Genomic DNA, 8,036 nt, shown 5'->3' with positions numbered 1-8,036 from the left:
ATTCATTTTTTTTGTCATAATCAAGTATTGCATATAATTGTACCGTACTCATGATAATGATTTAGGATTGCTATATCAGAGTAACCGGGAAGGTCAATCAGGTTACACGCTCTTAACAAAGGAGCATCTACATAAACTATAGCTGTATGTCCGCCGTCATTGCTGTCGTCAGAGTCATCATATTGGTGTACGCCATATTTTTCTAGCAGGTCAAAGGAGCCAAATTGCAAAAAATGCTTCTGACAACGCTCCGGATCCTCTAAATATAGGAAGTCAAAATTTAGCTTGCCGTTTTCATCTTGCCAAAATTTCTCATCAATAATTCCCACATTTCCATCAAACCATTCGGGGCGACTTTCCACATGACAAACAATGGTAATGACTCTTGTTGCAGGCTGATAGCCTGTTGGCAATACTTTTTGGCCTAAAAGAGTATTAGCAAGATAGGATTTACCCGAGTCAAATGCTCCTGTCAAGACAACATTTGGTTTTTGGTAATACTGGTTAATTTGTTCTTGCAGATCGTTTGCAGATCGTTAGGTTTACGTAGTTCCGTTGGCAATTATAGCCAAGGTAAAAAAGAATTTTCATCGATATACTGATTAAGTAAATTTAGCCGGCGATAAAGTTCAGCGTAGGGACTGCCTGGTTCAATTCCTGGGAGTGGAGGTATTTCGTCTGACATGGCAGTTGCAATGTCAACACCTAATATTTGCAGCCATTTTACTGCCATTCCCATCGGAACTTTGGCAGGGAACTGCTCATAATTTTTAAGCTGATCTACAGAAATGCCGATCCCGCTAGCAACTGCTTATTGACTGATACCTTTCTGTTCCCGATAGCGTCGAAAATTAATGTTCATAGCATCCTGCTACCCGCTAGTTTAACCAACAAGAAGTTATTTGTTTTTTATAATTATCTTCTAATTATGAATTTCTCGGAGTAATAAAATGTCAAATTTTATCAGCAATTGAGAGGAGCGATATGTCATAATTGGTCAGAGATGTCAGAAAATGTCAGAAAATGTCTGATAAAATAAGAAAAACCCCTATACCTACTCGACCAATGGACGTTAAAGAAGTCTTGAGATTTGCCGAGGAGCTGGTTTTCGCCAAAACAGGAGAACACTTGGACGATCTGCAAGAAGCTATCTTGCGGGGTGCATGGAAAGGTCAAAGATACTCTAAAATTGCAGAAGAATCTCACTGCACTGAAGGTCATGTCAGAAATGTGGCTTCTGAATTATGGCAAGTTCTCTCTGATGTCTTAGGTGAAGAACTGAATAAATCAAATTTTAAAACAACATTAGAAAGATGTCGATTCTCAATTATTTCATCAAAGTTTGCGAAAGACTGTACACAAATTAATAATGTCAATGTTTGTGGAGACACTTTGCAACCTCCCGAAGTTCCAAAAGATCGATCGCCCTCAACCCCCACCTCAGACACCTCCCAACCTCAAACCAGACTAGACTTAGCAGACGCACCTCATATTTCATCATTGTGCGATTCCCCTGATGGCAATAGCTTCGCTTCCCGCACATCCGAACTCGCCACCCTCGAAAAATCGATCGTTCAAGACAAGTGCAACCTTGCAGCTATATTAGGAATAAGCGGCATCGGCAAAACCGCACTTTCCCTCCACCTCATCCAAAAAATTCAGCATAACTTTGAATACATCATCTGGCGAAGTCTCCGCCACTCCCCACCCTTAGAAACTACCCTAAAAACTTTCCTAGAATTTCTCTTAAATAAACCAGAAATCGAACTTCCTACCAGCATTCCCGATCGCCTTTCCCTATTAATGGAATATCTGCGAAAAACCCGCTGTCTCATTATCCTAGACGACGTGCAAACCATTCTCAGCAGCGGAAAATTAGCAGGAAATTACCGTCCCGAATGCGAAAATTATAGCATTCTCTTCAGAGAAATCGGAGAAACAACCCACAACAGTTGTTTAATCCTCAACAGTTGGGAACCACCCAGAGAAATTACGGCCTTAAAAGGAGAAAATTCACCAGTTCGCAGCTTACAACTCAAAGGCATAGGTACAGCAGCAGCCGAAATTTTCCGCCAAAAAAGTTTACTCAATCCCGAAACATGGGAAAACCTAATTAACACCTACCGAGGCAATCCATTGTGGTTAAAAATAGTCGCCAACACCATTCAAGAAATATTCCGAGGTAGGGTTGCAGATTATTTAAAATATGATAGGCTATTCTTAGGGGAAGAATTGGCATCAAACTTGCACCCGCAGATAAATCGCTTGTCAGAATTAGAGAAAAAGCTCATCTCCCGACTCAGCCGCGAAGTAAATCCAGTTTCAATAGAGCAATTGCTACAAGATGCCGATTTATCGCCCTCCGAGTTATTCAACGGGCTGCAATCTTTGGGAAGGCGATCGCTAGTTGAAATAGAAGAAAGGGAGAATGAAACGCTATTCAGCGTTTGTCCTGTGGTGAGACAATATGTAATATCAAATCTAGTTAATTAACCACGAGATCTGTAGGAAGACGGCAATGCCGTGTCCTCAAAATGGGAGACACGGCATTGCCGTCTTCCTAGCCGCAGCTATGATTTAATATGAAATTATGAATACTGCTGAACCTTCATTAACTAAAACGGAATTAAGAAAATCGCTCCTCCACACCCGCAAATCCCTATCAGCACAAGAATGGAGACAAAAGAGCGATCGCATCTGCAATCACCTGCAAAACTCGCCCCTATTCACCCAAGCAAAAACAATCCTCGCCTATTTCAGTTGTCGCCAAGAACCAGATTTAAGTCCCCTATTTGTAACTCCCCGCAAATGGGGATTTTCCCGCTGTGTCGGCAAAGAGCTATCTTGGCACATCTGGCACCCCGGAGATGCTTTACATACTGGAGCTTATGGCATACTCGAACCCCTGCCGGATGCTCCTAAAATAGATTACTCAGAAGTAGATTTAATCCTCGTGCCCGCTGTAGGCTGCGATTGGCGCGGGTATCGTTTGGGCTACGGCGGCGGCTATTACGATCGAATGCTTAGTTTAGCTGAGTGGGAATCAAAACTTACGATCGGCACAATCTTTGAATTTGCCTTGCTGCCCCAACTACCCGTTGACTCCTGGGACAAACCGCTGCACGGAATTTGCACGGAAAGCGGGTTAAAAATAATACAGCAAAAATCTTAAAGGTCGATCGAGCAATAAATTTTCAGAAATTATCCCTAGATCCATGTTTATATATATTCTATTTAGGACTTGCACAAGTCTTTTTGAATCTAGAATCTAAAACCTAAAAACTAAAATACTATGGCCCAGCGCTACGTTCGAGTAAAAACAACACAAGGACACATCCATTACGGTTTACTGCAACTCAGCCACAGCGTTCAAGTATTTGATGCACCGCCCTGGTTAAAAGGACAACCAACCGATTTGGAACTTTCACCAGATACTTACCAAATTCTCGCCCCGTGCTCTCCCTCAAAAATTGTAGCCGTAGGCAAAAATTATGTCGATCACGCCGCCGAGATGGGAACCCCAGTACCGGAAGAACCCCTGTTGTTTTTCAAGCCTCCGAGTGCAGTCATCCCTGCAGGTGCAGCGATTAGTTATCCGCAGCAGTCGGAAAGGGTAGACTACGAGGGAGAATTAGCCTTGGTAATTGGCGAACATTGTAGCAACTGCACTCCCGAACAAGCACACAGCAAAATTTGGGGATATACGATCGCCAATGACGTAACAGCTAGAGATTTGCAAAAGCGGGACAACCAGTGGGCCAGGGCCAAAGGGTTCGATACATTTTGTCCCTTGGGGCCTTGGATTGTCCGCGAACTGAGTCCTGCTGCACAATTGCAGACTTTTGTCAATGACAGCGAGCGACCCGTACAGTCATCCCAGATCGATCGCATGGTATTTTCGCCAGACTTTCTCGTCTCCTACATCAGTCAAATAATGACCCTAATTCCCGGCGATGTGATACTGACGGGAACGCCGCAAGGAGTAGGGCCGCTACAAATAGGCGATCGAGTCCGCATCGAAATTGAAGGCATCGGCAGTCTTGAAAATACAGTAGTTATTGGTTATTAGTTATTGGGCATTGGGCATTGGGTATTAGAACCAACAAATAATAACCAACTAACAACTGTCAACTGCCAACAGTCAACTAACTAACGAACCTGCATATAAACAGCATCCGAAAGCGGAGGAATCTCTGCATAGCGTCCCAAAAGCGACTGCACGACTGCATAGACAAATGCAGCAAAAGCGCCCAAAAACACCATGTTATACAGAGTTTCCGCAATAAATGCGACTTGGGGACCTTTATCAAAAATCCCCAAAACTAGGCCGCAGAGCATCAAAACAATGTCTAAAAGAATTGCCTGCATCGCATTAAAACGAATGAAGTGACTGATGTTTTCGTTTCTAACTACCCCTAAATACAGGGCAAAGAAAATAATCAAGCTAGCGAAGGGCAAACTATAAATCTGAAGCAAAGGAGCTAGCGGGACAAAAAACAGTCCCAAGACAGGAAACTGTTGAAACAGATACCTGCTGCCAAACGCTAGCCCGTCAATTAGGGGGAGCAAATAAGGCAAAGAAGCAAAAATCCGGTCTGGAACAGTTGTAGACCCGCGCCAAGTCATAATGAACTCTCCTGAGTCGATCAGTGAACTATTAATTCCTATTAAAATCAGCATAACGCAGCAGGCTCAGTTCCGACTCGCCCGGAATTTGCTCGTTTGTGGGCGGATAGCAGCCTCAAGTACCAGATGCAGGGGAACTTAGATCGAGTCGGGTTAATAGTCACCATGTCCCATGCCCCATGCCCAATGCCCCATGTCCCATGCCCCATGCCCGATGATTATTTAATATTGGCAATGACGAAGCCCATTTGACACTCGTACCGATCGGGCAAATTTTCCGTAGGTTTAGCAACTGGATGTCCGCAGCGAAGCTCTCCACCGCTCCAGCGCGGTTGGCCAGTGCGATCTGCCAGCAAACAACTTTGGCAAACACACTGAGGGGCAAGCATCTGATTTTCCATTAAAATGACTAACATTTGATACCTCCGGCAGGTTTCACACCAGTAATTTCATTGTATGTCAGGAGTTGGGGACAAACCGCTTAACCTGAACACAACGTAATATTTATGTCAATGGTGCGAAATCCGTAGTACGGTATAAGATCCCCAATTCCCAATCCCAAAACTGTCAAGAGGTTGATTATTGTGACGGACACTAACTTAGAATTCCTTTCCAAAACCGATCCGCTGATTGCCGATTTAATCGGGCAAGAGCTCCAGCGGCAGCGAGACCACCTAGAACTCATCGCCAGCGAAAACTTTACCTCCGCAGCGGTAATGGCAGCTCAAGGCTCAGTGCTGACCAATAAATACGCCGAAGGACTGCCAGCGAAACGGTACTACGGCGGCTGCGAATTTATTGACGGCATCGAGCAAATTGCGATCGACCGCGCCAAACAGTTATTTGGAGCCGCTCACGCCAACGTCCAGCCCCACTCCGGCGCTCAAGCCAACTTTGCAGTATTTTTGAGCTTGCTGGAACCCGGAGACGGAATTATGGGCATGGATTTGTCCCACGGCGGACACTTGACCCACGGTTCGCCGGTCAACGTATCCGGCAAATGGTTCAAAGCTTTTCACTACGGCGTCAGCCAAGAAACAGAACAGCTCGACTACGACGAAATTTTGGCACTGGCCAAAGAAAACCGACCGAAATTGCTAATTTGTGGCTATTCAGCATATTCGCGAATTATAGACTTTGAGAAGTTTAGAGCGATCGCCGACGAAATCGGAGCCTACCTGCTCGCCGACATCGCCCACATCGCGGGGTTAGTCGCCACAGGGCATCACCCCAACCCCCTCCCCCACTGTCACGCAGTCACCACCACCACTCACAAAACCCTGCGCGGCCCCCGTGGTGGCTTGATTATGACTAATGACCCGGAATTAGGTAAAAAATTTGACAAAGCAGTGTTCCCCGGCACTCAAGGTGGCCCGTTAGAACACGTCATTGCGGGCAAAGCAGTAGCTTTCGGCGAAGCCTTAAAGCCTGAATTTAAAACTTATTCCGGTCAAGTAATTGAAAATGCACGCGCATTAGCTGCACAGTTGCAGCAGCGGGGTTTAAAACTCGTTTCCGGCGGCACGGACAATCACTTAATGCTAGTTGATTTGCGATCGGTAAACATGACAGGCAAACAAGCCGACCAATTAGTCAGCGGTGTGAATATTACTGCTAATAAAAATACCGTGCCTTTCGATCCGGCATCGCCCTTTGTCACCAGCGGTTTGAGACTCGGTTCGCCGGCGATGACCACCAGGGGAATGGGAACAGCAGAATTTACCGAGATTGGGAATATTATTGCCGATCGCCTGCTAAATCCAGATGATGAAAGCGTCGCCGCCGACTGCCTGCGTCGAGTAGCAGCACTGTGCGATCGCTTCCCCTTATATCCCCACTTGTACTTGAAAGTGCCGGCATTAGCTTAATTTTCCTGATCGGCAATGGGGAATTGGTAGTTGGAAGTGTACGGGTAAAAGGGTAAAAGAGCAGGAAAAGATTGAGAGTTGCCGGTAGCGATATTGACAAGCGGTTTTCACAAAAAATATCGATCGCTCATACGGTTTTTAGTAAAGATATTTGTCGGGCGGGGCTGGTTTGACTAACGGTATTTGTCGGTTGCGAAAGATACCGCTCAACTGGGCCCGCTCGCCAAATATCGACTTTTTTGCTCGCCAAAAAGTCGATATTTCAAATCGTTAATTCGAGAGTTATGAATGAACAACCTGACAATTCGCCCCAGGGCAACTGCCATTGTGGCAAATCTCCGACTCCCAAACCCCCAGTCGCTCTTCAAGATGTTTCCTTGTTATAAGCCATCTGAAATGTAGTAGACTCTGCCTGACAGCCTAATTGCCCCGCACTATTTAAAATTGATTTCAGATGCCGTACCAGTATCTGTACCACATACTCGCTTTCCTGGTTTCTGCGATCATCGTCCTCTGGAGTACGCCAATAGTCAAAAAAATTGGCCTCAAAAGCGGGAGAGTTGATCGACCAGGCGAGCGAAAAGTCCACAAGCGCCCTATGGTGCGCTTGGGAGGAGTGTCCATCTTTCTCGGCACTATCACTGCCCTCTTATTTGTCTGGCTCTCAGGAGGCTTCATTGATGCTAACGGACAAGTTCTCAATCCCAAAGACGAATACGAAATTTGGGGAGTAACCCTCGGCGGCATCGGATTCTTCCTCATCGGTTTAGCAGACGACCTATTTTCGCTCTCGGCATTAAAACGCTTGCTCATGCAAATTGGCGTATCCAGCATCGTTTGGATGGCAGGCGTACAGATTGAGTTTCTGACAGTTCCCTCCTTGGGACTGACTAATATTGGCTGGCTGAGCTTGCCAATTACCGTGATTTGGCTCGTCGGCATGGCGAATGCCATCAACTGGATTGACGGTTTGGACGGTTTAGCGGCCGGAGTTTCAGGGATTGCAGCAGTTGTGATGCTGATTGTCAGTCTGGCGATGCACCAACCGGCGGCGGCCCTGATTGCAGCGGCTTTAGCTGGCGGGGCCTTGGGATTTCTGCGCTACAACTTCAATCCGGCTCAAATCTTTATGGGAGATGGCGGGGCTTATTTTATCGGGTTTACTCTCGCTGGAGTGGGAGTAATTGGGTTAGTTAAAACTACGGCTGTTACTTCTGTGTTGCTGCCATATTTAATTTTAGCTGTACCAATTTTAGATATGTCGGCGGTGATTCTCGATCGACTTCGCAACGGCAAGTCACCGTTTATTGCTGACAAGCGCCATCTCCACCACCGACTTCTAGAAGCCGGACTATCCCATCGATTTGCGGTTTTATTTATTTACTCACTGACACTGTGGGTGGGAAGTTTAGCCCTAGCTTTTTCGCTTCCGAGCGGCGTAATTTACGCTATGGGTGCAACAAGTTTGCTGGGATATGCTAGCTGGAAAGTTTGGAGACACGCTCGATAGTTAGTTGACGGTTGACTGTTGTCATTCCCCAA

General features: G+C 45.9%; 8 protein-coding genes. 5 read left to right on the top strand and 3 right to left on the bottom strand.

Features of this window, described 5'->3' with window-relative positions; genetic code table 11:
- Nucleotides 1–20: 20 nt before the first annotated feature.
- Nucleotides 21–476 (bottom strand): dynamin family protein, encoded by a 456-nt coding sequence (locus QUA42_RS24815; protein ID WP_333140955.1) that lies wholly within the window; start codon nucleotides 474–476, stop codon nucleotides 21–23.
- Between the two features lie 589 nt (nucleotides 477–1,065).
- On the opposite strand from QUA42_RS24815, the gene QUA42_RS24810 reads away from it, so the two are divergent.
- The 3 genes from QUA42_RS24810 to QUA42_RS24800 all read left to right on the top strand — a co-directional run bounded on the left by QUA42_RS24810 (nucleotide 1,066) and on the right by QUA42_RS24800 (nucleotide 4,069).
- Nucleotides 1,066–2,493 (top strand): NB-ARC domain-containing protein, encoded by a 1,428-nt coding sequence (locus QUA42_RS24810; RefSeq protein WP_333140953.1) that lies wholly within the window; start codon nucleotides 1,066–1,068, stop codon nucleotides 2,491–2,493.
- A gap of 97 nt (nucleotides 2,494–2,590) precedes the next feature.
- Nucleotides 2,591–3,172, top strand: a complete 582-nt coding sequence (locus QUA42_RS24805; RefSeq protein ID WP_333140952.1) for a 5-formyltetrahydrofolate cyclo-ligase — start codon at nucleotides 2,591–2,593, stop codon at nucleotides 3,170–3,172.
- A 120-nt stretch (nucleotides 3,173–3,292) separates the two neighbouring features.
- On the top strand, nucleotides 3,293–4,069 hold the full coding sequence (locus QUA42_RS24800; RefSeq protein ID WP_333140950.1) for a fumarylacetoacetate hydrolase family protein: 777 nt from the start codon (nucleotides 3,293–3,295) through the stop codon (nucleotides 4,067–4,069).
- Between the two features lie 80 nt (nucleotides 4,070–4,149).
- On the opposite strand, the gene QUA42_RS24795 is transcribed toward QUA42_RS24800, so the two are convergent.
- Together QUA42_RS24795 and QUA42_RS24790 are read right to left on the bottom strand one after the other, a co-directional pair.
- Nucleotides 4,150–4,626 (bottom strand): Tic20 family protein, encoded by a 477-nt coding sequence (locus QUA42_RS24795; protein ID WP_333140947.1) that lies wholly within the window; start codon nucleotides 4,624–4,626, stop codon nucleotides 4,150–4,152.
- Nucleotides 4,627–4,844: 218 nt separating this feature from the next.
- A complete protein-coding gene (locus QUA42_RS24790) occupies nucleotides 4,845–5,042 on the bottom strand; it encodes a hypothetical protein (protein ID WP_006631916.1) in 198 nt (65 codons plus the stop codon).
- Nucleotides 5,043–5,210: 168 nt separating this feature from the next.
- Here QUA42_RS24790 and glyA point away from each other — a divergent pair, with 168 nt between their 5' ends.
- Complete coding sequence (gene glyA, locus QUA42_RS24785) at nucleotides 5,211–6,494, top strand: serine hydroxymethyltransferase (RefSeq protein ID WP_333060851.1); 1,284 nt, start codon at nucleotides 5,211–5,213, stop codon at nucleotides 6,492–6,494.
- A 454-nt stretch (nucleotides 6,495–6,948) separates the two neighbouring features.
- Nucleotides 6,949–8,004, top strand: a complete 1,056-nt coding sequence (locus QUA42_RS24780; RefSeq protein ID WP_190663118.1) for an MraY family glycosyltransferase — start codon at nucleotides 6,949–6,951, stop codon at nucleotides 8,002–8,004.
- Nucleotides 8,005–8,036 lie beyond the last annotated feature (32 nt).

This window comes from Microcoleus sp. Pol11C2 (assembly GCF_036701505.1).
Taxonomy (GTDB): domain Bacteria; phylum Cyanobacteriota; class Cyanobacteriia; order Cyanobacteriales; family Microcoleaceae; genus Microcoleus.
Note: the sequence above shows the minus strand (reverse complement) of the source record. Positions and strands in the feature narration are given on the sequence as shown.

Coding starts and splice junctions, on each gene's coding strand:
- QUA42_RS24780 (WP_190663118.1), top strand. CDS start 6,949: ATGCCGTACCAGTATCTGTACCACATACTCGCTTTCCTGGTTTCTGCG.
- QUA42_RS24800 (WP_333140950.1), top strand. CDS start 3,293: ATGGCCCAGCGCTACGTTCGAGTAAAAACAACACAAGGACACATCCAT.
- QUA42_RS24810 (WP_333140953.1), top strand. CDS start 1,066: ATGGACGTTAAAGAAGTCTTGAGATTTGCCGAGGAGCTGGTTTTCGCC.
- QUA42_RS24790 (WP_006631916.1), bottom strand. CDS start 5,042: ATGTTAGTCATTTTAATGGAAAATCAGATGCTTGCCCCTCAGTGTGTT.
- QUA42_RS24795 (WP_333140947.1), bottom strand. CDS start 4,626: ATGACTTGGCGCGGGTCTACAACTGTTCCAGACCGGATTTTTGCTTCT.
- QUA42_RS24805 (WP_333140952.1), top strand. CDS start 2,591: ATGAATACTGCTGAACCTTCATTAACTAAAACGGAATTAAGAAAATCG.